Annotated in this window: 26 protein-coding genes, 1 pseudogene and 3 riboswitches; of the genes and pseudogenes, 19 read left to right on the forward strand and 8 right to left on the reverse strand. The window is 44.2% G+C overall.

The window, feature by feature from the left end; all coding sequences use genetic code 11:
• Positions 1-14: 14 nt before the first annotated feature.
• A riboswitch (Fluoride riboswitch) is annotated at positions 15-78 on the reverse strand.
• 113 nt (positions 79-191) lie between these two features.
• Positions 192-264: riboswitch (Fluoride riboswitch) on the forward strand.
• A gap of 62 nt (positions 265-326) precedes the next feature.
• The 5 genes from CAGA_RS06180 to CAGA_RS06200 all read left to right on the forward strand — a co-directional run bounded on the left by CAGA_RS06180 (position 327) and on the right by CAGA_RS06200 (position 6488).
• Complete coding sequence (locus tag CAGA_RS06180; protein ID WP_167875173.1) at positions 327-1109, forward strand: universal stress protein; 783 nt, start codon at positions 327-329, stop codon at positions 1107-1109.
• A riboswitch (Fluoride riboswitch) is annotated at positions 1107-1176 on the forward strand. Its footprint overlaps the gene before it by 3 nt.
• 186 nt (positions 1177-1362) lie before the next feature.
• On the forward strand, positions 1363-2016 hold the full coding sequence (locus CAGA_RS06185; RefSeq protein ID WP_167875174.1) for a redox-sensing transcriptional repressor Rex: 654 nt from the start codon (positions 1363-1365) through the stop codon (positions 2014-2016).
• Positions 2017-2109: 93 nt separating this feature from the next.
• The gene (locus CAGA_RS06190; protein WP_135659018.1) at positions 2110-3579 is read left to right on the forward strand and encodes a MutS-related protein; all 1470 of its coding nucleotides are present in this window, start codon (positions 2110-2112) and stop codon (positions 3577-3579) included.
• A gap of 31 nt (positions 3580-3610) precedes the next feature.
• Entirely contained in the window at positions 3611-5131 is a 1521-nt protein-coding gene (locus CAGA_RS06195) for a MutS-related protein (RefSeq protein WP_135659019.1), read from the forward strand.
• 901 nt (positions 5132-6032) lie between these two features.
• Complete coding sequence (locus CAGA_RS06200) at positions 6033-6488, forward strand: helix-turn-helix domain-containing protein (RefSeq protein WP_243112959.1); 456 nt, start codon at positions 6033-6035, stop codon at positions 6486-6488.
• 71 nt (positions 6489-6559) lie between these two features.
• On the opposite strand, the gene CAGA_RS06205 is transcribed toward CAGA_RS06200, so the two are convergent.
• From CAGA_RS06205 to CAGA_RS12920, 8 genes and pseudogenes are all read right to left on the reverse strand, one after another.
• Positions 6560-6874 (reverse strand): type II toxin-antitoxin system RelE/ParE family toxin, encoded by a 315-nt coding sequence (locus CAGA_RS06205; protein WP_135659021.1) that lies wholly within the window; start codon positions 6872-6874, stop codon positions 6560-6562.
• A complete protein-coding gene (locus tag CAGA_RS06210) occupies positions 6861-7133 on the reverse strand; it encodes a type II toxin-antitoxin system Phd/YefM family antitoxin (RefSeq protein WP_135659024.1) in 273 nt (90 codons plus the stop codon). Before CAGA_RS06210 ends, CAGA_RS06205 begins: the two co-directional genes overlap by 14 nt.
• Before the next feature lie 92 nt (positions 7134-7225).
• Positions 7226-7927 (reverse strand): response regulator transcription factor, encoded by a 702-nt coding sequence (locus CAGA_RS06215; protein ID WP_135659027.1) that lies wholly within the window; start codon positions 7925-7927, stop codon positions 7226-7228.
• Positions 7924-10622: pseudogene (locus CAGA_RS12990) on the reverse strand (DUF4118 domain-containing protein). The gene CAGA_RS06215 and the pseudogene CAGA_RS12990 overlap by 4 nt, the downstream one beginning before the upstream one ends.
• A gap of 466 nt (positions 10623-11088) precedes the next feature.
• Entirely contained in the window at positions 11089-11637 is a 549-nt protein-coding gene (gene kdpC, locus CAGA_RS06225) for a potassium-transporting ATPase subunit KdpC (RefSeq protein WP_135659077.1), read from the reverse strand.
• Between the two features lie 23 nt (positions 11638-11660).
• Positions 11661-13718 (reverse strand): potassium-transporting ATPase subunit KdpB, encoded by a 2058-nt coding sequence (kdpB, locus tag CAGA_RS06230; protein ID WP_135659030.1) that lies wholly within the window; start codon positions 13716-13718, stop codon positions 11661-11663.
• 15 nt (positions 13719-13733) lie between these two features.
• Positions 13734-15419, reverse strand: coding sequence for a potassium-transporting ATPase subunit KdpA (gene kdpA / locus CAGA_RS06235; RefSeq protein WP_135659032.1), 1686 nt, complete (start codon positions 15417-15419; stop codon positions 13734-13736).
• Positions 15416-15505 (reverse strand): potassium-transporting ATPase subunit F, encoded by a 90-nt coding sequence (locus CAGA_RS12920; RefSeq protein ID WP_135659034.1) that lies wholly within the window; start codon positions 15503-15505, stop codon positions 15416-15418. The genes kdpA and CAGA_RS12920 overlap by 4 nt, the downstream gene beginning before the upstream one ends.
• 654 nt (positions 15506-16159) lie before the next feature.
• Here CAGA_RS12920 and CAGA_RS06245 point away from each other — a divergent pair.
• The 14 genes from CAGA_RS06245 to CAGA_RS06330 all read left to right on the forward strand — a co-directional run bounded on the left by CAGA_RS06245 (position 16160) and on the right by CAGA_RS06330 (position 26480).
• On the forward strand, positions 16160-16318 hold the full coding sequence (locus CAGA_RS06245; protein ID WP_207669558.1) for a hypothetical protein: 159 nt from the start codon (positions 16160-16162) through the stop codon (positions 16316-16318).
• Positions 16319-16357: 39 nt separating this feature from the next.
• The gene (locus CAGA_RS12815; protein ID WP_243112960.1) at positions 16358-16663 is read left to right on the forward strand and encodes a hypothetical protein; all 306 of its coding nucleotides are present in this window, start codon (positions 16358-16360) and stop codon (positions 16661-16663) included.
• An 854-nt stretch (positions 16664-17517) separates the two neighbouring features.
• Positions 17518-17721 (forward strand): YodL domain-containing protein, encoded by a 204-nt coding sequence (locus CAGA_RS06265; RefSeq protein WP_243112961.1) that lies wholly within the window; start codon positions 17518-17520, stop codon positions 17719-17721.
• Between the two features lie 216 nt (positions 17722-17937).
• Entirely contained in the window at positions 17938-19185 is a 1248-nt protein-coding gene (locus CAGA_RS06275; RefSeq protein ID WP_135659036.1) for a tyrosine-type recombinase/integrase, read from the forward strand.
• 551 nt (positions 19186-19736) lie between these two features.
• Positions 19737-20327: a helix-turn-helix domain-containing protein gene (locus CAGA_RS06280; protein ID WP_013623327.1), complete on the forward strand. Its 591-nt coding sequence runs from the start codon at positions 19737-19739 to the stop codon at positions 20325-20327.
• A 319-nt stretch (positions 20328-20646) separates the two neighbouring features.
• Entirely contained in the window at positions 20647-21375 is a 729-nt protein-coding gene (locus tag CAGA_RS06290) for a DUF4314 domain-containing protein (protein ID WP_013623325.1), read from the forward strand.
• A complete protein-coding gene (locus CAGA_RS06295; RefSeq protein WP_135659039.1) occupies positions 21368-22858 on the forward strand; it encodes an antirestriction protein ArdA in 1491 nt (496 codons plus the stop codon). Before CAGA_RS06290 ends, CAGA_RS06295 begins: the two co-directional genes overlap by 8 nt.
• A gap of 78 nt (positions 22859-22936) precedes the next feature.
• Positions 22937-23224: a hypothetical protein gene (locus CAGA_RS06300; RefSeq protein ID WP_013623323.1), complete on the forward strand. Its 288-nt coding sequence runs from the start codon at positions 22937-22939 to the stop codon at positions 23222-23224.
• Positions 23225-23360: 136 nt separating this feature from the next.
• On the forward strand, positions 23361-23696 hold the full coding sequence (locus CAGA_RS06305; protein ID WP_330616073.1) for a hypothetical protein: 336 nt from the start codon (positions 23361-23363) through the stop codon (positions 23694-23696).
• Between the two features lie 8 nt (positions 23697-23704).
• A complete protein-coding gene (locus CAGA_RS06310) occupies positions 23705-24535 on the forward strand; it encodes a DNA adenine methylase (protein WP_013623321.1) in 831 nt (276 codons plus the stop codon).
• A gap of 63 nt (positions 24536-24598) precedes the next feature.
• Positions 24599-25171, forward strand: coding sequence for a hypothetical protein (locus tag CAGA_RS06315; protein ID WP_013623320.1), 573 nt, complete (start codon positions 24599-24601; stop codon positions 25169-25171).
• 41 nt (positions 25172-25212) lie between these two features.
• Positions 25213-25767, forward strand: a complete 555-nt coding sequence (locus tag CAGA_RS06320) for a YodL domain-containing protein (RefSeq protein WP_013623319.1) — start codon at positions 25213-25215, stop codon at positions 25765-25767.
• A gap of 23 nt (positions 25768-25790) precedes the next feature.
• On the forward strand, positions 25791-26087 hold the full coding sequence (locus tag CAGA_RS06325; protein ID WP_227020152.1) for a DUF6133 family protein: 297 nt from the start codon (positions 25791-25793) through the stop codon (positions 26085-26087).
• Positions 26088-26120: 33 nt separating this feature from the next.
• Entirely contained in the window at positions 26121-26480 is a 360-nt protein-coding gene (locus tag CAGA_RS06330; protein ID WP_013623317.1) for a SpoVG family protein, read from the forward strand.
• The last annotated feature ends 1 nt before the right edge of the window (position 26481 follow it).

The raw sequence follows: 26481 nt of genomic DNA on the forward strand, positions 1-26481 counted from the left end.
AACTTCTATTATTTATAATAATAGAAGTCATTAACCCCAGAAATGGGGTATAAGGCGAACTTCATCGCCGTTATTCTAATTGCTTTAAGTTTAGTCATAAGACTGTGTTTTGTCAACTATAATTCAATGCTGCAAATACAATTGATAAAAGTTAGTATAATTCTTGCAGATGCTGATGCAAAGTGCTATACTACCCTTAAAGGGATGAAGCTCCCCTTCGGAATATCCGAATTGCTGATTACAGCTGATGGCTTCTACAAGATTGTAGAGGTTGTCAGCCTTTTTCATCGTCTAAGGGGGGGACTTATCAGATGGGAGGCACTGTCATGAGAAATATCCTTATCCCGATTGACGGAACGGAACGCAGCATGAAAGCGGTTGACTTGGTAAAGTCACTATACATGCCAAAAGACGTGAATATTGTACTGCTCATGGTTCGGGAAGATATTGCGTCAATGTTTTCTGCGAAAGAATTTGATAAGATAAAAAAGGAAATGAAATCGACTTTGGATGCTGTTTCCGATCAAATGCCGGGTTTTCAGGTGAAAAAAGAAGTAGTGATTGGCCGCGCCGGGGAAGGGATTTTGGATTGTGCAAACCAAAATAACATAGATATCATTGTAATGACAAAATCCACCAAAGACGGTTGGTCTCAAATGATTGGATCTGTAGCGTCTTATGTGGTAAAATACGCTAGTTGCATCGTCATGATTGTACCGGAAAACGGTTCCTATGAACGATTGAACCGTAAATTAGTAAGATGCAAGCATATGGATGATATTGTCACCTTGGCAGGGCAAGCCAGTCTGAAAACGAGCACTTGTTATCTGCCGGTTCAAGCGGGAATATGCAGTTATTTTATTACGGTCTTAGAGGGGAAAATGAGGCTGAATCATCTAGCTTTTAACCCGGATGGAAATATGTGGAACCTTCCGCCTCAGAACAAACAGCCGGATCATTACGATTTAAAGAAAGGGGAAGAAAAAGAGATTCAGGTTGAAATACTGGTTTGTTACGACCATCTGGATCAAATAAAAGTAGTAAACCCAAGCATGACGGAACCACTAAAATTCCATTATATTGCCCGCTTTGAGAACACGGAAAACTAAATAAAAGGGAATGAAGTTCTCCCTTGGCAACAAGCCGAAACGAATGGCTGATGACTTCTACAACAAATTGCGGTAGATGGCATCAGCTGTTTTTTACGGTGCTTACCGCTCAAGAGGGAATTTTTATGACCGATGAACCAACTGAGAAATATTCGGGGCCTGTTCCATTAATTGATGGATTTACGACAATTTATAAGCAAAGCATTGAGGAATTGGATAAGTCAGGGTAATTCAATTTATGAAATGGTGTTATATGAAAGTTGATAATGATATGATGCGGCGCATCCCACTTTATTTTAAGTATTTGCAAAATATCCCCCAAAATATACAAGCCTTGAAGCTAAACGCTATCGCAAAGGATCTTTCTATCCCTTCAAAAACTGTCAAGGGAGATATACAGATTCTGTTAGGTATAGAACGTTTCAGAGAAATTAATCGGGAAGAACTTTTTCAAGCGGTTTATCAGCATATGCTCTGCAAATCAGCAAGTGCGGTGGTATTGGTCGGTGTTGGAAAAATCGGGAAAGCACTTTTGGGTTATGCTGGGTTTTCCGTCTACGGTCTCGACATTCTCGCCGGTTTTGATATTAACGAACAATTGATTCGAAAAGGCGTATCGGGAAAGCCGGTTTATCCTGTTAATGAGTTGGAAGCAATATGCCATCGGTTGAATGCGAAGATTGCCATTATTGCGACACCAGGTATCAGCGCGCAAGCGACCTGTGATGCACTGGTCAGAGCAGGTATCGTTGCTATATGGAACTTTTCTTCCGTCCAGCTCAAAGCTCCGAGCCATATGATGATATTCAACGAACGCATGACGGACACGCTTAGATCACTTGCTGCATATGCAAATACAATAACCCAATGTGACATGTCAACAGACGTACAAATTGGAAAGGATTGATGCTTTACGTTCTTCAGCATTTTATTCCCAAATGATGATAAGATTCCTCATCAGGAAGCGGAATCAGAACCGGGCTATTTCAAAGACCTAAATTTGGATCAAATAATCCACCCAATTTTAACCGGCTACAAAACATACCAGCTGGATCGCTGGTTTTTGACACCCCTCGCTAATGCGGATATTATCCAATATCGGCAGGATGTTATGCGTGACCTTGAAAATGATGGGCTACGGGAGCTCATTTCCACTTTTTCTAAAACCATTTTTGAGCTCAATGCCTTTCAAGATCAATTGAGGAAAATTCTGGTTTCCAATGACGCTTATCAAAACAACTATTTGGCCAGAGGACGAATGTTGGATTTTGCAAGTCGATATTGTTCCGTCATCATTGAGGCAGTAAATGGTCTAAATAAAAAGACGATACTTTCGAAAGGCTTACAGAGATTTGTGGACTATCTGCATAACTATCAAGAAAGCGAGAAGTTCCTTACCTTGAAAACAAGCGTGGATGATCTGAAAAAGGAACTTTCCACGGTGCACTATTGTATGTTGATAAAAAACGGCGCCATACGAGTCCGAAAATACGAGAATCAGCCAGACATCAGCGTTGACGTCCGCGAATTATTTGCCCGTTTTCAGCAGGGAAATGTGCAAGAGTACCGCCACAAGCTGACGGAAGAACCTCGGGCAGAGCATGTGGAAGCTGCTGTTCTCAAACTGGTCGCAACCTGCTACCCAAATGTTTTTTCTGATCTGAACGATTTCTGTATGCGGAACTTGGAATTCATTGATCCGGTTATCGCGCAGTTTTCACGTGAAGTTCACTTCTATCTTTCATGGCTGGGATTTATAGCACCTCTCAAAGAAAGGGGGCTGCCTTTCTGCTATCCCAGGCTTACGTCCGGTGCTGACAGGCTCTACGACCTAAACTTCTTCGATCTTGCACTGGCAAAGTCGCTTGGCTCTGAAAACAAGCCGGTTACAAACGATTTTACGCTGGAGCCTCCGGAACGGATTTTAGTCGTCACAGGGCCAAATCAGGGAGGAAAAACTACCTATGCGCGCGCATTTGGGCAAATCCATTATCTTGCAAGTCTCGGCTTGTGCGTTCCGGGAAAAGAGGCATCGCTTTTATTATTTGACCAGATTTACACTCATTTCGAACGCGAAGAAGATTTATCATCACTCAACGGAAAACTACAGGATGATTTGGAACGACTGTATGACATTCTAAGCCATGCCACTTCGAAAAGCCTTATTGTCATCAACGAAATATTTTCTTCAACCACCCTATCGGACGCTATTTTGCTGGGCAACCATATGATGGATGCCATTGTGAAAATCGGCTGTCCGGCTATTTGTGTAACATTTATTGATGAACTTGCCATTTACGGAAAAGAAACAGTCAGTATGATGAGTACGGTAGATGAAAACGATCCTACAATAAGGACCTTTCAAATTGTACGTAAGCCTCCTGACGGACTGGCTTATGCACTTCACATCGCCTCGAAATACCATCTTACTTATGCTCAGCTCAGCGCACGGCTAAAGCAAAAAATGTGAATAGTACCAAGTACGGAAGGAATAGGTAAAAATGGAAGTCAGATTATTAGCTGATGATTTTGATTTTAATATGCAGGAAAAACCCTCTTGTGATTGGAAAACATTGTCTGATGATCTCGAATTAAAACGGATTATATCCGCAATGGGCAACGGGGACGACTTGGTTGAGAATGTATGCGATCAAGTCCTGTCTCATTCTTTGAAAAACATAGAGCAAATTCGTTACCGACAGGATATTCTCAAAGACTGTATTAGTAATTCAGATACCATAAGGAAATTATATAAAATTACTTGTGAAACAAAGGAACAGAAGAGCAGATTATGGTCGTGGTTATCGCCTAATCAGTCTTTGTCAATCAATTATTCAAGCTCCATTACCCTTCTAAAGCTTTATTCCGAAGCATTGTTGAACATCCGTAATGCAGCAGTACGTAATTCGCAGAATTTTCATGCAAAAGGTTGGAAACGATTCATTCAGATGTTGCAAGATGAACTGAGTGATGACTATTTTACACAGGTTAGAGCGTTGCTGAATGAACTAAAAGATGAAGATAACAAAGGAATATTGATTAGTGCTAATCTTGGTAACTATTGTCAAGGTGTGAATTATGTTTTAAGGCGCAAAGAAGGAAAGCATTTTTGGTGGCATTGGAGTTTCTCTCCTGAATTTAACCTAGCGCCAAGGGATGATGCCGGTGCTTCTGATTTTGGAAAAAGACGTGATCGGGCAATTAACGAAAGTACCAATGTTCTTTCACAATCAGCGGAACACATTGGAAACTTTTTTCTGACCCTTCAACAGGAGCTTGCCTTTTATATAGGCTGCTTGAATTTGCACGACAAAATGAAGGAATTAAAGATGCCTCTATGTATTCCTGAATTACTTTCTCTCCGATCTGAAAATAGAAAATTTGATAATTTATACGACATTAGCCTTGCTTTGACCAAAAATACATCGGTTATCGGTAATCGGGTTTGTGCAGAAAATAAGCGCCTTACTATCATTACGGGCGCAAATCAAGGGGGAAAGTCGACATTTCTCCGAAGTATTGGCCAGGCTCAGTTGATGATGCAATGTGGGATGTTTGTCGGAGCTGAATCCTTTCAGGCTCCAATAAGGAATAAAATTTTTACCCATTTCAAAAAAGAAGAGGATAGTTCTATGAAAAGCGGAAAGCTTGATGAAGAACTGTCTCGTATGAATCAAATTTCCGATCAACTCAGTCCCTATTCTTTTGTGCTCTTTAATGAATCATTTGCGGCTACAAACGAACGGGAAGGTTCTGAAATCTGCCGACAGATTACAAAGGCGCTGATTGATAATAAAATTGAAGTATTTTCTGTTACACACCTTTATACTTACGCAATCAGCTTTCTTCAGGATGGACGTCAGGATGTTCTGTATTTAACAGCACAAAGGTCAGAAGATGGAACGCGGACGTTTCAGATCGCTCCCGGGCAGCCAGTTCAAACTGCTTATGGCGAAGATCTGTATCGCAAAATATTTCTTCAAAAAAACTGGGTTTTGCCCAAAACACAAGGAACAGAGTAGTATCCACTTTATATCGTTCCTTATCAAATAAAAGAATGCAGGTTTGGAGAAGCTATTTTCACACCCTGAATCAACTGCGTCATAGTCCTCCAGACTTTGCTGGTCTGGAGGATTTTTTACTATGCGGTTTAAATTCAATTAAAGTACCGGGGAATCGGAGTGTAGAAATGCACTTCAATTCCCCGGCTTTTCTTTTTCCGGATTTAAAGATATGCCTTGTATAAGGCAAAAAAAATACGTACTTTAATAAGCTTTCAAAAAACTGCAATTTTTTGAAGAAGTTAAAGGAACCGACTACCTGCTAGTAGGCGGTATATATAATATATAATTGATTGGTACTAAAGAGGGCGTAGAAAAGGGCAGAAAAAGGAAGAGCCTGTTGCGGACATAGACCGCAAACAGGCTCATGGCGGAGGCGGTGAGATTCGAACTCACGTGCCGATTGCTCGACAACCTGATTTCGAGTTATTTGAAGGCAAGTTCTTATGAGTTTGCGAGAGTAACTTTAGGAGAAGATAAAATCGAGCAAACCCGCATAAATAAAGGCTTTTCAGGCACAAACGCTGAAATTCCAGCGTATGGACACACCGCCCTGATTTAGCAGTTTTCAAGGCGAAGTGTAGAAAAACCGTAGAAAAACAACCGGCGAAATAACCTTAAGATACTTTAGTTTCCCGGCGATTTAAAAAATCAAAACCAAGCGTATCCTACCATTGACATTGATTTTTAACAGTACATCCTGCAGCAGACAGAGCATAATTCTCTGTCCTAAGATCAATGTGATGGGAGGAACGATGATGGCGACCGACTACTCTTACCTTCTGGCTGAATATCCGGAGAAGATAAGTCAAGACCAGCTTTACGAATTTGCCGCATAATCAAACGAAAAGCCACATGGCTTTTGGAGAACGGATATATCCCCTGCGAGGATACCGGCAAAAAGACCCGCAGGTTTAAAATCCAAATAACCGACGTTATTGCATATCTTACCCGCTTGAAAGAATCTCCCGAGACCCTGCTGACACCACCGGGGATATTTTCAAGCGGAATAAAATATAAACCGAAGCGCCAAACGGCGAAGGCAATCAATTCCGAGAAGTTTATGGCAATGCTTAAGAACAAGTGGCACACCTTTCCGGATGCCCTCACGGTAAATGATGTCACAAAGCTAACGGGATACTGCCAAACCACAGTTTCTGAATGGATCAAGGCAGAAAAGATAACGGGGGTATGGTATTATACCAAGTATTTAGTGCCAAAGGACAGCTTGATAAGCTATATGGCAACAGAAGCTTGCCGCATCCATCAGAAGTCCAAGAAGCACATGGAGCTGTTGGAGCAGTATCGAAACCCCTAAATGCTCGGTGCATCCATTTACATGAAAACAAGGTGACTACTTTGCATAGTGTCACCCTGTTCTTGTATCGATTATAAAAATCTGATCCAGTCGTGTCTGCTGTACAGAATTCTTTCAACGTCAACCGCCTTGTTCTTCTCGTCTATGGAAAAAAACACAACGTAATTTTTTACAATTAGTTTCCTGTATCCCATTTGACATAGACGATCGTCTGAAACAAACGGACAGCGCTGCGGCATATCGGACAGACTTAGCATTGCCTCTTCAAGAAGCTCCATCATGCGAGTTGCCGATATGGGAGCTGACAGCTGAGAAGCAATATACCGAACAATGTCCTTAAGGTCGTTTTCGGCTGGTTCAGATACATCTGCCCTATATTTCGCCATCGGCGATGCCTCGCTTAATATCCTTCATGACATCTTGAAGAGGACGCTTTTTACCCGCGTTAACGGCCGATCGTCCTTCGTCAAGCAGGTGATACAGTTCAAGCTTACCGCTGAGTGCCTCATAGGTTTCAATGCTCATAACCGCCAAATCTCCCTGCCCGTTTTTTGTGATAAAAACAGGTTCACGGTTTTCATGACAGAAGGTGGATATCTCATTATAGTTATTCCGCAGGTCAGTACTGGACTTTATATTTGGCACAGCGTTTGCCTCCTTACACAATTCTAAAGATATTATACACGAATTCTTTAGAATATCAATTAAATTTCGCTGACTGCAACTGGTACTGATGATTAGTCCAATTCTTCCACCATTCGATATCCGACGCCTATCTCTGTCAAAATATATTTGGGTGAACCAGGATTCACTTCAATTTTCCTGCGTATATTTGCCATATTAACACGAAGTGTATGACTATTCCCGGCGTAAGGCCCCCATATTTCCTTCATGATATAATCATGTGTCAGTACCTTACCTGCATTCTTTGATAAAAGTGCCAAAATTTTATACTCAACAGGGGTCAGATGAACCGCTTTTCCAGCGAGGAAAACCGAGCGTTTGTCATAGTTTATCTCAAGATCTCCAATAACGTTTTTTTCTTCGCCCTTTCCCTGTGTCCCCATACTTTGTGGACTATGCCGCAAAGCCGTACGGATTCTTGCCAAAAGTTCAGATGTGCCAAATGGTTTTACGATGTAATCGTCGGCGCCAAGATCGAGCGCTTCCACTTTTTCTCGCTCATGTCCACGAGCCGACACTACAACAATCGGTGTTTTCGACCACTCACGAATACTTTTCAGTATTTCAATCCCATCAATATCCGGTAAACCAAGATCCAGCAAAATAACATCCGGCGAATAGGATACTGCCATAGAAAGACCTTTTTGACCCGTACCGGTCTTGATAACCTGATAGCCATTTGAGTTGAGAATAGTTGTTATAAAGTTGCAAATTACTTCCTCATCCTCAATAATGAGAATTGTTGGTTTTATCATAGTCCATCACTTCCTTCCAATGGTAGCGCAAATTTAAATATCGCACCACCTTCTTTTCGATTAGCGGCTTCCATTGTTCCGTTATGGGCTTTAATAATTGTCATGCAAATTGATAGTCCAATGCCCATTCCACGGGAAGAATCCGAGCTTTTTCTTCCGTTTGGTACATAACAGGTAAATAGATAGGGAAGATCTTCTTTTGCAATTCCCTTACCGTGATCAGCCACTTCGAAAACCGCATAGTTTCCCTGCTTACTTAATCTAACTTCAACAGGCGAAGTATCTGTAGAATGCTTAATTGCATTTTCAAGAAGATTAATCAGCACTTGAGCGATCAATGTGCCATCCATGGGCACCTCTAATAGCTCGTCCGGTACAAAGACCTCAATCTTGTGGTGTGGAAACCTCTTTCGGATTCGGTTTACGGCCTCTGCCACTACTTCTTCAGCTGCTTCCGGATTCTTGTTAACCTTGGATTCCCCCTCATTTATTCGTGTGACCGATAAAAGATTTTCTACCATTCGTATCAGCCACTGCGCTTCTTCCTGTATATCCGCATTTAATTTATCGCGTGTACCTTCATCCAGTATTTCTTTATTTTCGCGGATAGCGGAACTGGCTCCAAGGATTCCGGACAACGGCGTACGCAGGTCATGAGCAATTGCACGAAGCAGGTTGCTTCTCATTTTTTCCTTTTCGGCTTCCACAATGATATTACGCTGTTCATCAGACAAACGCTGCCGTTCCAACGCCATAGCCACTTGGGAGGCAATCATACGTAAAAACTGGCGAGTATCATGATTGAGAGCTCCTTTTGTACAGGAAATCCCTAATACTGATAACACCTTTCCTTGCGATAGTACAGGCATATAAAAACCGACCGCTCCCATTAAAGTATCTGTTCCAGAGCCTGCACGTTTTTGGTTGACAAACACCCAATGAGCGACTGCTTTTTCATCTGCGGAATTAAGAACGGATTCATCCACATCACCATTAGCCTGCATGACAATACCATCGATACTTGCTTCAGGGTCGGAAGAAAAGAATACAACTGAACGTTCAAATAAATTCACGATGTATGAGTTGGTTAGTGATATAATATTTTCAAGCCCCCGGGTAACAAGAAGTTTTTTGTTGATTTCGTAAAGAATCTCCGTACGGTGCTCTCTTTGAACAGCCAGTTTAGCCTGCGTCTTTATTTTTGCAGTAAGTGTGCTGGTAGTCAACGCTACCATAAGCATAATAAGAAAGGTAACAGGATAACCTGCCTGAATGGCATTAAACGTGTAAGTGGTTCGGTAAAAAAGAAATTAAAGCTTAGTACACTTGCTACTGAAGCAACGATCCCCCAAATATGTCCTTTTGTATTCCGTGATATGACAAGCACAGAAAGAATATAAGCCATGATAACGTTTTGATCTCCAATTCCAACCATTCGCAGACCAAGAGACGCCAGTGTGGCTACGACAAGCAGCGCTGCTGTTTTTGCACAGTCTATCCAGGAAAATTCTATTTTGCCTTTCCAAATGACTTTGTGCGGCTTTTTATAGTCCCTGCGCACAGTAGCGCCAGGGATAATATGGACTTCTATACTTGGTAAAAGAGAAATCAGTTTATCTTCAAAGTCCATATCGAACATATTTTTAAGAGTTCTCTTGTTGTAACTTTTTCCAACTACAATATTTGTGATACCAGATAATTTCGCATATTCGGCTACAGATATGGCAATATCATGGCCTGTGAGTGAAACAATTTCCGCGCCAAGCTTTCCTGCCAAATCCATATTTTCACGGAGATTTTTTTGCTGCTGAGGGGTTAAATGCTCGCTGTCAGTACTTTCAACATAAAGAGCCACCCACTTTGCATGAAAGGCCTCTGCGGCTCGTGCCGTCCATCTTATACATTTAGCTGAGGATGGGGATGGACCAATACAGGCCAGCATTTTTGTATTCGCCATTTTTTCAGTCGTGAGGCGCTCATTTTGGTTCTCATCGCTGATTCTATCAACAGCCTTGCGCATGGCAATTTCACGCAGGAGCTTTAAATTCTCCCGTGTAAAAAAATGATTCATGGCTGTCTGTACCCGCTCCGGCTTATAAATCTTTCCGTCCTCGAAACGTCTGAGCAATTCATCCGGCTCAATATCAATCAATTCAACTTTATCGGCTTTGTTGAAAATATAATCTGGAACGGTTTCCTTTACCCGAATACCGGTTATTCCCTCAATCACATCATTAAGGCTTTCAATATGCTGAACATTTACGGTCGTGTAAACATCAATTCCTGCATTTAAAAGTTCTTCAACATCCTGAAAGCGTTTTAGATTTCGAACGCCTGCTGCATTTGTATGAGCAAGTTCATCCACTAAAATCAGTTCTGGCTTTCGTTTTAGAGCTTCATCCAGGTCAAATTCTTTGAGCTCTATATTACGGTAAAACACCAATTTAGGAGCAAGGGAGGGAAGCCCTTTTAAAAGTTCCAGAGTTTCAGGACGGGTATGCGGTTCCACGTAACCGACGAGTACATCTTTCCCCATGCGATACTGTTCTTGTGCATCATCAAGCATGGCGTAAGTTTTACCTACACCGGCTGCATATCCGAAAAAAATCTTTAATTTCCCCGAATGATTTTCCTGTTGTGTTTGTATGTCTTCCAGAAGTTGATTGGGATCAGGACGTTTGTCAAAATCATTCATTTTACATCACCTCCTCTCCTCTGTATTTAACTATCATACCACTAATGTATTTTATAGCAAGTGATTCCAGTTATAATGTACAATCTTTTCAATTCTTTCTCCAAAAGATCATGATAATAACTGATTCCAGACTTCCTTGTAATAATTCACATAAATTTACGCTATCATCTACAACAGGAACATAATTTTGCATAACGCATATGAGCAAAACCTCTACAGCCGTGCTTATTCATACTGCTGGATTCCATCCAGAGTGGATAATTTAAAAGCGTAACAAGAAAGATTAAAGCGTTTTGAAGATTTGGCGGTCATCCTTGAATAATTCTGTATATTTTCTCTTCTGAACTTGGCATAAATTCACCTGCATGCTGATTTAAATTGGTTTAGATAGCGAGGTCATTTAATGCGCCGATAGGTCATGTAAAAACACATGACCTTCGTAGCTGTTGACCACTCGCTATATGGCTTACAGCAAACCATCTAACGCAAGGTTAACCTTCAATACATTTACAGCAGGTTCACCGAATATTCCAAGAAAACGGCCGGTAGTATATTTACTAATTATTGCCCGTACATCATCTTCGTTCATACCACGTTCCCGTGCAATACGAGCAACCTGATATTCTGCAGCTTCCGGAGTGATATTCGGGTCCACACCACTACCGGATTTCGTAACTAAATCCATTGGAATATCCGCCGTATTGTCCGGATCTAAGGAATGCAGCCAATCAATACGCTCCTGCACAAGCTTCTTTTGTTCCTTGCTGACTGGCGAAAGATTTGTTGTTCCCATCGGTCTTCCAATCATATATTGGGCACCTGTAAATTTTTGCGCAATCAACGCAGAACCATAATCCTTTTGTGTGCCATCCTTCAAGGTAATTGTTATGATGCTACCATTTGCCTGATTTGGAAATAGAAGCTGTGCGATTCCTGTAACAGCAGCCGTATAAATGATACCGCATACTACAGTCATCGCAAGAAAGCACATAACAGCTGGTCGCAGTATTTTCATTGTTTTAGTCATTTTAATCCTCCTCATCTAATTCCGCAAGCCGTAAGCAACATGTCAATTCCTTTAATAGCTATAAACGGAGCAATAATTCCTCCCAAGCCATAAATCAACAGGTTTCTTTTCAATAGTTTTCCGGCGGGCAATTCCCTATATTTTACACCCTTAAGTGCCAAGGGTATGAGCGCAACAATAATCAGCGCATTGTAGATAATAGCGGACAAAATTGCTGTCGTGGAACTGGTAAGTCCCATAAAATTTAAAGCCGTCAGCTGCGGATAAATGCTAAAAAACAGCACCGGAATAATAGCAAAATATTTCGCCACATCATTTGCCACACTAAAGGTTGTCAATGCCCCACGAGTCATAAGAAGCTGTTTTCCGATGCGCACAATGTCGATAAGTTTGGTAGGACTGGAATCTAGGTCAACCATATTCCCGGCTTCCTTAGCTGCCTGCGTACCGGTGTTCATTGCCACGGCAACATCTGCCTGAGCCAGTGCAGGTGCATCGTTGGTACCATCGCCCGTCATAGCTACCAAGTGACCTTTTGACTGATAATCACGGATTAAATCCAGCTTTGCTTCCGGTGTGGCTTCTGCCAGGAAGTCATCCACTCCTGCTTCTGCTGCGATTGCCGCAGCAGTCATGGGATTGTCACCTGTAATCATAATGGTTTTTATACCCATTTTGCGAAGATCTTCAAATCGTTCTTTAACACCGTTTTTAACGATATCCTTCAAATAAACAACGCCGAGCACTTGATTGTTTTTTTCAACTACCAAAGGTGTACCGCCTTCCCCGGCGACTTTTCTTACGATTTGCTCGCACTCTTCAGGGTATTCTCCACCATTGTCCAATATAAAAGCCTTAACTGCATCAGCGGCACCCTTACGAATCTGAATCCCCTGATAATCAACACCGCTCATTCTGGTTTTTGCTGTAAATGCTATAAAGTTGGCATTCATTTTTGAAAACTCACGACCACGGATACCGAATTTTTCTTTTGCCAGAATAACGATACTTCTACCTTCAGCGGTTTCATCTGCCAATGAAGATAATTGAGCAGCATCCGCAAGTTCCTGTTCTGTGATACCTCTTACCGGCAAGAATTCACTTGCCTGACGGTTCCCCAAAGTTATAGTTCCGGTTTTATCCAGCAATAGAACATCCACATCACCCGCTGCTTCAATAGCGCGGCCACTCATAGCAAGCACATTTGCCTGATTGAGACGGCTCATGCCCGCAATGCCAATAGAGGACAACAGCGCGCCGATGGTGGTAGGAGCCAGGCAAACCAGTAACGCAATCACATTTGTAATGGAAATCGCGGATCCTGTTCCTGCCTGACGGCTTGCAAAGCTCGAAAACGGAAGCAGTGTTGCCGTGACAATTAAAAATATAATGGTGAGTGTTATCAACAGAATTTGTAGAGCTATCTCATTGGGCGTCTTTTTTCTGGATGCTCCTTCAACCATGGAAATCATCTTATCCAAAAAGCTTTCTCCGGCCTCCGCTGTCACCTCAATGACAAGCCAGTCAGACACCACAGTTGTTCCCCCTGTCACGGCACTACGGTCGCCGCCGGATTCACGGATGACCGGTGCGGATTCACCGGTGATTGCGCTTTCGTCTACAGAAGCGGCTCCTTCGATAACCTCACCATCCATGGGAATCTGCTCTCCTGCCCGAACAATGACGATATCCCCCTTTTTTAGCTGGGCAGAAAGCACCTCAGTATAATCATCTATATTATCCTTGGATATCAATTTTTTTGCTTTTACATCCTTACGTGTTTTGCGCAGGGTATTAGCTTGGGCGCGTCCACGTCCTTCCGCAATGGCTTCTGCAAAGTTTGCGAATAATACGGTAAACCACAAGATGAGCGCAATTGCTAAAATGTATCCGCTGGATGCATCTTTGATTCCCGTAAAGGACAAAATGTATAACGCTGTAGTTAGGATGGCGCCAATATAAACGACCAGCATAACCGGGTTCTTGACTTGAATTGCCGGAGCGAGTTTGGCAAAGGATTGCTTAAGCGAATCTATTAAAATACCCTTATTTATACTTTTCTTTTCCATTTCAATCACCTCGTTCTATCGCATTGTAAAGTAATCGGCAATAGGTCCAAGAGCCAGTGCCGGTAAAAAGCTCAATGCGCCGACAATTAAAATAACACCGATTAGCAGTCCCACAAACATTGTGTTTGTTGTTGACAGCGTTCCTTCACTGACCGCAACCGACTTCTTTTTTGCCATATTTCCGGCAAGGGAGATGGCGGCAACCATAGGAATAAAGCGAACCAGAAGCATAATGATCCCACCGACAACATTTGTAAACACAGTATTTGCAGTAAATCCCGCAAAGGCGCTTCCGTTGTTATTACCCATTGATGAAAAGGCATAAAGGATTTCTGAGAATCCATGTGCACCTGAATTGGTCAACCATGAAGTGATATCCGGCATTGATACAGCAGCGGCCGTGCCGAGAAGAGTAAACATTAGAGGTGTCAGAATAATCAGGCATACCATCTTCATATCATATGGTTCAACTTTTTTCCCAAGATACTCCGGGGTTCGACCGACCATAAGTCCGGCGATGAACACTGTCAGCAGTACAAACGCCAACATCCCATATAGCCCACTTCCTACACCGCCAAACACAATTTCGCCCAATTGCATCAGGAACATGGGAATCATTCCTCCGAGAGGTGTAAAGCTATCGTGCATAGAATTGACTGAGCCGTTGGATGCTGCCGTTGTAGCTGTAGCCCACAAGGAAGAAGCGCCAACACCGTGGATAACCTCTTTTCCTTCCATACTGCCAGAAGCAACAACACCATCAAAAGCAGGCCCTGTATACTGCTCACTTATTGTTGTAATACCAAGGGCAACCACAAACAAAATCATCATGGTAATATAAATGGATTTTCCTTGCTTACTGTCTTTAACAGCCTTACCAAATGATACGCATAACGCACATGGAATCAGTAAAAGAGATAAGCATTCAAGTAAGTTTGAAAGTGGAGTGGCATTTTCCAAAGGGAAAGCAGAGTTTGCTCCAAAGAAACCACCGCCGTTTGTCCCAAGCTGTTTGATAGCAATCTGACTGGCTGCGGGACCTAAAGGAATAGTTTGTGCTGCTCCGCTTTCCAGCATAGTTACTTCCTTATAAGGTGAAAAAGTTTGTACAACACCCTGTGAAACAAGCACAAGTGCGAGAACAAAGGAAATAGGAATCAGCACATAGAGAGTAATTTTGGTTAGATCAGTCCAAAAGTTCCCGATGGTTGTTTTCTTTCTGAAAACAAAACCCCGAATTAGTGCAAACAGAACTGCAATTCCAGTTGCCGCCGACACAAAGTTTTGGACGGTCAGCCCCAAAAACTGAGTCAGGCAGGATAATCCGTTTTCTCCGGAATATGCCTGCCAGTTTGTATTGGAAACAAAGCTAGCTGCCGTGTTAAAAGCAAGATGCCAGCTTGCACTTTGAATCCTGGCCGGGTTAAAGGGCAGGATACCTTGCAACAACTGAAGCAGCCAGACAAAGAATAAACCAACGCCACTAAATGCTAAGGCAGATAGAGCGTATTTTTTTGCACCCATTTCTTCATTGCTTTTGACACCCATAATTTTGTATATCCCATTTTCAACAGGAGCAAATATGCGAGTTAAAAAAACTTTTTCACCCGACATGACTTTGTAAATGTAAATTCCCAATGGAATAGATAGACCTATCAACAGTAAAATATATATAATATCCTGCAAAACAATCATGCTCATAATTCCTCACCTCGAAACAGTACATAAAATAAGTAAACCATTAGTGCTAATCCAATAATACCAGTAAGAACCAACACCACATTCATATTCTTATCCCCTCTCGCTTTTTAGCATCTGTACGGCAGAATCATGATTCCTCATACCGCCATAATAATAGCATAGTGACTATTAAGAAGAATACAAAAGATAAAATTCCTATCCAATTGTACTTTGCTCTATCATTATTTCATGCCGTAACCGCCCTTTACTTAATTTTGCAGTAAAGTTTTAGGTATTATGTACTAATATTTATTTCTTACTCACATACCCTGCTTCCCGCTATCATAATAATATATCAAAAAAGATGACAATGAGGTGTCAATTCGAATTAGGAAGACGTCAAGAAAGCGTCCAGATATCGTGTGATCAACAGATTTGGATAGATCATAAAGAATGTCCGGACTGCCGCAGGCATGACACAGGATGCTCTTGCGAAATATGTGGGAGTTACGACGAGGTAAAGAATGGATATAGAACGAAAACAAATACCCAAGAATGCCAGTACTGTTTAAGCTCATCCACACCTATTTCAGCCAATACGTTTTTTTATCCTGAAATTAAACATACAGACGAGGAAAAGAACCGCTCGTGCACATGATTTAGGCTATAATATCAAGTAGGAACACTTCATAGTGACTAAACTATGAAAGAAGGATTCCACACAATGCCCGGTAAAAATAGTATTCCTAAATTCGAAGGAGTTGAACATCTTTTCATACGGCTACTATATTCAGCAGGCGGAAAAAGCTTTGGAACAAGGGCTGATATCCAACGGCAAATATAATGAATTGCTGCTATCTGCTTTCCGTTCCGACCTCGTCTATGGGGAGGAAATCGAAGGGGGCGAATTGCTTGACTGATTCGTTCTTTTTTGATAGCGACTGCATCTCGGCTTTTTTGTGGGTCGAAATAAAAATTTATTGGTTAAGTTATATCCCGGCAGGATCGTTATTCTCGGGATTGCGCACCTAAAGGCAAGAGTATATACATTCCTTTTAGTGGGACAAGCACAGGTAATTTCCATTGATGTGGCTACGGATGCCTATGATATATTATATTATCAGCTTACTGAAAAACCAAAAGCCGGGCATATAGTTATCGGCAAAGGAGAAGCCGCATCCATCGCATTAGCAAAACAGTATGACGGCATTGTAGCAAGTAATAATCTGAAGGTATTTCTTATATATCGCTCAAATGGATCTTAAGCATCTAACCACTAGCGATATATTATTTACGGAACTGAAAAGAGGATACATCACCGAAGCACAGGGAAATACTATTTGGACTAAAATGCTATCTAAACAAAGAAAACTGGGAGTGGCAAACTTTACTGCTTACTTACAGGCAAAGCAAAAATAAAAACGCCTATCGCTCATTTCATAATTTATAACGCAAAATTAGAACTAAAGACTCCAATATTGCAAATTGGAGCCTTATTTATTGGTCGGGGAATCGGAGTGCAGAAATGCACTTCAATTCCCCGGCTTTTCTTTTTCCAGAAGTGAGGAAAGATATGTTGGTACGCTACAAGAAAAACAAGAAACCTGCCTGTTATGATTCTGATGTCCTTGTAACCACAGGCACAATACCGGCAGCCAAGCGGCCTAAGGGACCATTTAAAAGCTGTGGAAACTGCCCATACCCCTCTCACGGTTTTATCTGCTACAGTTCCGAGGAAGATTGCCTTAGAGCCGATATGCAGAAAATAAACAAAAAAGCCAATACAAAACAAAAGTCCATATAAAGGAGATGGACAGAATGGAGTTATGGAAAGTTGATTCCTATACCCGCATCAATAACATCAAGCAGCGGTATGACAACGGAGCGCAGTTTCCAGAAATCCTCATTGCCAATTAAGATATGGGGGAACGGACACGGGAGGCTCCAGCGCAACTTAATCTATTTGACAACGGAGGGATTGATTACTAATCAAAAGCCAAAACAGAAACGCCGTCCCAATCTGAGAAATATTTAAAGGAGAGGATAGATTCCATGAAAAACAATCAGAAGGAAAATAAGCAGGCCCTGCAAATCCCCATAATTTATACCCTATGAAGAAATGGTGCGGCAATTTGGAGAGCCATCTCTCGAAAATTATAACATCGTCTATGACGGTCAGTTCGACACCAACGACCTCGAAGCCATCTACACAAGGTGCAATGCAAATTACCCGCCCGGCTATAACGGACACTCTCTTTCCGTGTCTGATGTGGTGGAGCTGTATGACGCCCAAGGCAGCGAATATCGTTGGACGAACCTATAAGATTCCAAAGGCATGTGTTATTGAATATCTGCTGGGTGAAGAAATGTGCCACATCAAGCTTGGCTGATATGGATTTTTGTCTATCATTGACAATAAGGCGTAGAAAAATCATGTGGATGATTTCCGCATAAAAGTAATAGCTATCTTAAGCTTTCTGTGGTATTGTGGTGCTGTCAATGGTAGGCAAATACGCTGTTATTTCGAAGGAGGATAGCAATGATAACAGGATGCCTACAGCAAAAAAATAATACTTATTACGCTGTCCTTTATACAAAAGTGGACGGCAAAAGAAAGACAAAGTGGATTTCCACCGGATTGCCGGTAGAGGGAACCAGTGAAAGAAAAGCAAAAAAAGCCTTTGACCAAATCCGTTTGGAATATGAACGGGAGCAGGAGGAAAAAAAGCGTCGAGCAGCGGAAGAACGGGCCAGGGAACTGATTGAAGGAAAAAGGAACCCTCAGGCGGATGTTCCCTTTATGGATTACCTTCAAAAATGGCTGATTCAAGCAAAACCCACCATATCCAAGACCACGTTTAAAGGCTACCGCACCATGCTGGACAGCCGAATCAGCCGGTACTTTAAAGAACTGAACATCACCTTAGCGGAAGTTACGCCGCAGCATATACAGGATTTTCATCAATCCATTTTCGATGAAGGGTATACGGCAAATACGGTGATTCACTATCATGCGGTGCTTCGCAGGGCGCTGCAGCACGCTGTGAAAAAGGGAATTATCAGTAGCAATCCTGCCGACAGGGTGGACAGGCCGAAAAAGAATGTGTATCAGGCACAGTTTTATTCGGCGGAAGAAATGGTGGCGCTGTTCGATGCAGTATCAGATGATCCCTTGGAAGTCTGTGTAAAACTGGCCGCTTACTATGGGCTACGGAGAAGTGAAGTCCTTGGTTTGAAATGGGATGCGATCAACCTTGAACAAAAGACCATCTCTATCAAGCACAATGTCATTGAGGACATGGTCGATGGCAAAGCAGTGGCTGTTGGCGAGGATGTGCTCAAAACCAAATCCAGCTTCCGAACCCTTCCGTTGCTGCCATCCGTTGAAAAAATTCTGTGGGCGGAAAAAGAGAAGCAGGAAATGTACCGCAGATTGTTCAAGCGTTCTTACTGCCGGGACTATCTGGATTATATCTGCGTCGACCAAACCGGAAAGCTAATGCGTCCCAACTATGTAACGGAGCATTTTAGCTGGATACTCGAAAAAAACAACTTGAAGAAAATCAGGTTCCACGATTTAAGGCATTCATGCGCCAGCTTACTGCTCGCAAACGGAATATCCATGAAGCAAATCCAGATATGGCTTGGGCACAGCACGTTCTCTACCACGGCGGATATTTACTCACATCTGGACTTCCATGCGCAGATCGAATCCGGACTGGTTATGGATGGCATGTTTGAAAAATCCAAGCGGGAAGAACCTATTGCACTTGAAATGGCGGAATAATTTTCTACGAACTGCTAAGTCGAAACACGGCAAAGCCATATAAAATAAGGATTTTATAAGCATCCGTTTTCTACAAAAGCAGCAAAAACGCCCTCAAAAGAGGGCGTAGAAAAGGGCAGAAAAAGGAAGAGCCTGTTGCGGACATAGACCGCAAACAGGCTCATGGCGGAGGCGGTGAGATTCGAACTCACGTGCCGATTGCTCGACAACCTGATTTCGAGTTATTTGAGGGCAAGTTCCGATGAGATTATCAAGGTGACTTTGAGACACCTTGAAATCCAGCAAACCCGCATGAATCAAGGCTTTTCGGGCGAAAACCATGAAGTTGCCACGCTTCGGCTCAACCCCCGAATTTTACGGTTTTCAGAGCAAAGTGTAGAAAAAGCGTAGAAAAACAACCAGCGAAATAACCTTAAGATACTTTAGTTTCCTGGCATTTATAAAAACATAAACCACAGCGAACCCTACCATTGACATTGATTAAAACTGAATAACGCAAAACAGACAGAGCTGATATCTGTCTGCACCATCAATGCATTGGAGGGATGGACATGGCAACTGACTACTCTCACCTTCTGGCTGAATACCCGGAAAAGATATGTCACGACCAATTTTACAGAATTTGCAGAATAAGCAAACGAAAAGCCACATGGCTTTTAGAGAACGGGTATATCCCCTGCGAGGATACAGGGAAAAAGACCCGTAGGTTCAAAATCCGGATAACGGATGTGGTAGAATACCTTACCCGCTTAGAAGATTCTCCGGAGTCCCTGCTGACACCTCCCGGAATTTTTTCAAGCGGAATAAAATATAGACCCAAGCGTCGGGCAGAGGTTCAAATAGATGCGGGTAAATTCATGGAGATGCTAAAGAAAAAGTGGAGCAGCTTTCCGGATGCCCTTACCGTGGGCGATGTCATAAAAATGACGGGCTACAGCCAAACCGCAGTATCACAATGGATATCCAAAGAGAAATTATTCGGAGTGTGGTACTACAACAAATACTTGATACCAAAGGACTGCCTGATAGAATACATGGCAACCAAAGCTCACCGCATCACTCAGAAATCAAAGAAGCATATGGACTTGATACAACAGTACCAAGTTGGACAGACACCGACTGAATGTCGAAAAACCTCATAATCAATTATCCAGTTAAAGAGCCGGAGAATCGGAGTGCAGAATGCGCTTCAATTCCCCGGCTTTTTTTGTTTTTCAGAAGGGAGGAAATCATGTTAGTGCATTACAAGAAAAATAAAAAACCAGCTTGTTATGATTCGGATTCCATCATAACAACAGGCAGAATACCGCCTGACGAGCGGCCCCACGGCCCGTTCAAGAGCTGTGGCAACTGCCCATATCCCTCGCATGGATTTATCTGTTACGGCTCCGAGGGTGACTGCCTAAGAACAGATATGCAGAGGATTCACAGTAGAAATAAGCAGAAAAAGGAGGAACTCACATGAGACATCAGCAAGAATTTCTGAAATTTATAAAAGAACAGTATCCGCCCGGCACCCGCATTCGGTTAACAGAAATGCAAGACCCCTATGCGCCTGTGCCGTCAGGTATGGAGGGAACAATTAACTTTATTGACGATGCAGGCCAGTTCCACATGAAATGGGATAACGGCCGATCCCTCGCTCTCATCCCAGGCGTAGATAAATTTTCGGTTATCCCACAGCCCCTCCAAACGCTAAAGCTGTATATGCCTCTGGCTGTGATGCAGTATGAACGCGATGAATGGGGCTCTTTGGAGGAATACCCCTCGGAACTCGACCAGGGAACGATACTTTCCTATCACGACCGAATCCTTGCCGCCATCCTCAAGGAGCGGATGCCGGAGGAAACGGAACGAGGACTCATGGAATATTATCACGGGGATGACAGCGTAAGTCAGAAAGTGAAGTCCCTCTTTTTCACAGTGGAGCAAGTTGGGAACAAGCTGATGGGTGTGGCTGAATGCCGGGTACAAGGGGATTTGAATGATGCGGAGCTGGAGCAGCTCAAAGATTATGCTTCTGGTCAGGCATCAGATGGTTTCGGTGAGGGCTTCGAGCAGCATCCGATTAAGATTGGCAGCGATGAACTATATGTCAGCCTTTGGACGGCGTCAAGGGACTGGAGCATAACGACAAAGGATGAATTAGAGGCTATGAGCCAGCAAATGGGAGGAATGCATCTTGGATAAACAATCAAGGAATAGGCTTCCCGAACAGTGCCTGTTCATGAATGCGAATGGCGAAATTATGCGCATTGAATATGGGAAGCCAGGATTCAGCCGCTCCGAACTCAACACGGAGAATAGAAAGGCAAACCAGGTAATTGTCAACAGCTACAATGAGAAGCACGGCATTACAGCCGAACAGGTCGATACCATGCATCAAGGGGCGCTGTTTGGCTGGAATGTTCCCCAGCTTTCCCAACAAGAGCATTCCGGCATGGAAGGCGGCCGTATTTTTGAAGTGGAAATTAGCCGCCCCGGTTCATTTGGTGCGGAGACTTCCTCCACTCTCAAGCTCCCTGCTACACCATACCAAATATTGGATGCGCTGGACAAGGCCCGCATCACCGATAAACGTGTCATCTATTCTACGAAAATCATAGGCTGCGAGCTGGACTATCTGCCTCAGTTTATCGGCACGAATGCGAACCTATATGAGCTGAATCATCTGACCGAGCGTTTGTCCTCATTAAACGAATGGGAGCTGGACTGCTTCGAGGGGATGGTCATGATGGATACCATCCGGACCCAATACTCCCCCATCGCAATAGACCGCCTCATCAACATGACCCACAGCATGAAGGACTGCCATGTCGTCTATGAAGCCCATAACGACAGCACCCTCGGTAAATTTTATGCGGATAACGACTTTGTGCCGGAACTCGAAAATGTGCCGGATGAAATTTACGAATGCCTGGACTTCGGTAAAATTGGCAAAGAGATGCGTGAGGGCGAGGGTGGCGTATTCACTCCACATGGCTATGTGGTCCAAAATGGCGAGATTTCGCAGACCTACCATAGCGGTGATGCCGTCCCCTTGGAAAAACCGGATTATACCGTGCTTCTCCGTATCACCAAAGGGTATTTTAACGATCCGCAATATGATAACAATCTGGTTGCTTTCCTGAAGCTCCCCGCGGATGATGAGATGCTCTCTCAAGCCGTTGAAGCGGTGAAAGCAGCATCACCGGAGGAATGTGTATTCTCCGCTGCGGACTGCATGATAACCTCCCTTACTGAAAAAATCGAAGATTCCCTATATGAATCGGAGGGCGACAGATACGGCTTGGTCAATGAATTGGCACAGCAGCTCCGCCACATCAAAGAGGAAAATGGTGTCCTGACCTACAAAGCGATGCTGGAAACAACCCCTGCGGATATTTCGTTAGAGGATGCGCTTGATCTTGCTTTTCTGACGGGGGAATTTGAGATTCTGTCCGAAACTGCTTCTCCCGCCGATTACGCTGAAAAGGAAGTTCAGAGGATGATGTCATTTGAAAGCGACGATGGCTTGGAGCAATTCTGCAACTTGGAAGGATACGGGCGGTATCTCATGGAGAAATACGGCATTGCCGAAACCCCTTATGGACTGCTTGAACAACAAAATGGTCGGACGGTGGAGCAATGCCTTAACCGTCCAAGCCAGAGCCACGGCATGGAAATGAAATAGCAGAATCTTTGTCTGCATTTGGTATAGCTATTTTCATAAATCTGTGGCATGGTGTTGTGCTTGAAGGAGGTGAGCGGAATGGAGCAATGGAAAGACTCCCTGCAAACTGCTCTGGATGATCGGCTCAATGCGGCATTTGCAGAGCTGGCGGAATCCAACGCCGATGTCCGAGATGCTATGAAACAGCAACTGGAGGCATCAATACTGTTAAAGGATCATCCCAAATACGATGATGAGCTGAAACAGATCGCAGACTCATACTTTGAAGCCATGCAGCTTTTATTAGGCGAATACAGTCAGCATATGTACATCCAGGGCGCCAAGGACTGTGTGACAGTTTTAAGGGAGCTTGGCGTAATCAAGTAGCACAGGCAATGATGTCTGTGCTTTTTTAGACCCCCAATATAGAAACAAGGCCGTTTCCCCGACAGGAGGCGGCCCTGTTTTTTTATGCCCTTTTTGCCTTGACTTCCTTTCCGGGGAAACAACCGGAAAGGAGGCAATGATGCTCAAGGAGCAGCTTGCGGAGTATCTGCATCGTTATCATCACGGCGCCGAAAATGCCGTCACAAGCAAAATGATGGAATACGCATTCCACGTTTCAGGTAAGGAACTGCGTGACCTTGTCAATGCCCTGCGCCGTGAGGGTATCCCCATTGCCAGTGATCAAAGCGGCTATTTCTACGCAAAGACCGAGGCTGAAGTGCGCCTGACCATCCGGCACATGAAAAGCCGTATCAGCGGAATCAGCGCCGCCATCACCGGACTCAAGCGTTCCCTCACGGCGTTTGACGATACGCAGATACGCCTGCCGCTGGAGGGAGGTGATGACTCCTGAACAGCTTTATGTCTTGGATCGGTGGCAAGAAATCCCTGCGTGAGCTGATCGTCACCCTTTTTCCCCTCTACTATGAAAGATACATCGAGGTATTCGGCGGGGGCGGCTGGATTCTTTTTCATAAGTTCCCCGGCAATGACTTTGAGGTGTACAACGATTTTAATGGGTTATTGGTCAATCTTTACCGCTGTGTGCGGGATAAGCCAGAGGAACTCATGGACGCACTGCGTTATGTTCTCAATGCCCGTGCAGATTTTGACCATGTCAAAAATACCCTTGCCCGTGACAGCCCTGCCTCGGATGTGCAGAAAGCCGCTTGGTTTTATCAGCTCATCCGCTACAGCTACGCATCGGGGCTGACGAGCTACGGCAGCCAGCCACATGATATTCGGTCCAATTTTCCGCTGATTGAGCAGGCCCACAGGCGGCTTGCCAAAGTGGTCGTTGAAAACAAGGACTTTGAGAAGCTGATTGGGCAGTATGACCGCCCCGTTAGTTTCTTCTACTGTGACCCGCCGTACTTTGAAACAGAGAACTACTACAAAAACGTAGGCGAGGATGGCTTTACAGAAAAAGACCATATCCGCCTGCGGGATGCACTGCTGCGGATTGAGGGCAAATTCCTGCTGTCCTACAATGACTGCGAATTTATCCGGGAGCTATATGATACACCGGGCATTCAAATCGACTCCTATACCCGAATCAACAACATCAAGCAAAGGTATGACAATGGGGCGCAGTTCCCTGAAATCCTCATTGCCAACTACGATATGCGAGAACGGACGAGGGAGGCTCCTTCACAGCTCAACTTATTTGATGACGGAGGGATTGAACTCTGACCGGAAGCAGAAAACAAAATTCGCCCCATATCAAGGGGCAAACATTTTAAGGAGGAACAGACCATGAAAAATCATCAGAAGAAAACCGAGCAGACCCTGCAAATCCCTCTTGTTATTCAGCAGCGGTGCGGGTTTACCGATGCCGAAACCCTTGCAGTGATGGCTGCCGATGGTGTATGCGTTATCCACAAGGGTAAGATGACGGCGCTGGAGCTTATCCGTGTTATCACCGCACTCAGTGAACTGGCAAGCGATATGACGATCCATCTCGCCAAAGCCTGCGGCCTCTGCAATAACTGCGGCGATGAAAATCCTGAAGCTGGTACGGAATGCGGCTGTGGCAACAACCCCGCCGAGTGGGTGGCTAACTGCTCCCTCTGCCATGATCTGCTGGACGAGAGCCAGAGCATCCATATTCCCGACTATCTGCTGGAGGAAGCGGGTATTCCCGAGGGTGCCAAGCTGGAAGCCTATACCGATGGGGACAGCGGTGAAATCACGGTGGTGGAGGCGGACATCCAGCAGGACATCAACGATGTGCCTCCCTGCATTCTTTCAATGCTGGCGCAGAGCGGCATCTGCCTTGCGGCATTGGATGAACTGATTATGCAGGAAAGCATCATCTATGGCAAATAACCCGTATTCGCTCTCCAAAACACCGCTTGGGAGGTGAGAATATGCCGGGGATTTCCCTGAAAAACGGCCTCATTTCTTATTACGGAAACCCGGCCGGTTATACAGAAAAAGAAAATGCAGTTGTGGACAACATCTTTCAGAGCAATGAGCTGTCTGCTTGGCTGAAAAGCCGTTCCCTAACACCGCAGTGGACGGATGGCGTGATGGAGCGGCTTCTTGCCGGGGAACGGCTGGGTGGTATCGAAACTGCTGCTCCGCTGAAAAATGTTCGCATCTGGCAGCTCAAGCCCGACGTGGATATCCACATGAAATTTATTTCCTATGAGGAAATGGTGCGGAAGTTCGGAGAACCGTCTCCCGGAAATTACCGTATCGCCTATGACGGCCAGCTTGATACCAATGATCCAGAAACTATCTACGAGCGGTACAGCATACGGCAGCCTCCCGGCTTTTTAGGGAATCCACTCTCCATGTCAGACATCATTGAGCTATACAACGCTGCCGGAAGCGAGTTCTACTATGCGGACCGTAAGGTATTCCGGCAGATCGAATTTGAATCACCCGAACCCATCCAAACCATGGACATGAGTATGTAGGCAGCCTTGGGCTGTCTTTTCTTATGCCCGCCATCAATAGAACGGAGGAAAACCATATGATTTATGTTATCAAAAAAGTAAAGGCTGCGGTTTCTCATAAGCTGACGGCGGCAAAGGACACCGCCGCCAGACTTGCATTCCGCGGCAGGCGCATTCTCTCAGAGAGTGCCGGGGAGGGCTACATCGACACGGCCATTAAAATCCTGCTGGCCGTTGTCATTGGCGCCCTGCTCCTTGCAGGGCTCTACGCACTGTTTGGCGAAACCGTGCTGCCGACTCTGACTCAGCGTATCAAGGAGATGTTCAACTACGCCGGTTAAGAGTACCGGCAATTTTAAGAAGGAGGAAAAACCATGCCTAAGAATACAACACCGGCTGTCCCCAAGTACGATGTGAAAATCCATTCCATCCGCCCGGAGGGAAGCTGCAAGGCCACCGCCTCGGTTAACATCTACAGTGATTTTGCCGTGCGGGGCATCAAGATCATGGACGGCTCCAAGGGGCTGTTTGTCTCCATGCCCAGCTATAAAGCCGGAAACGGTGAGTACAAGGATATCTGCTTCCCTTGCACCAAAGAAGCCAAAGCAGAATTTGACAAGGCGGTCATCGGTGCCTACCAGCAGGCGCTCACCCAAGGGCAGACCGCCGTACAGAAACAGGAATCTCCCGAACCCCAGCAGGAGCAAAGCCAGCCTGTCATGGGTGGGATGTAGG

Origin of the sequence: Caproiciproducens galactitolivorans, from assembly GCF_004768785.1 — a bacterium.
In the GTDB taxonomy this organism is placed as follows: domain Bacteria; phylum Bacillota; class Clostridia; order Oscillospirales; family Acutalibacteraceae; genus Caproiciproducens; species Caproiciproducens galactitolivorans.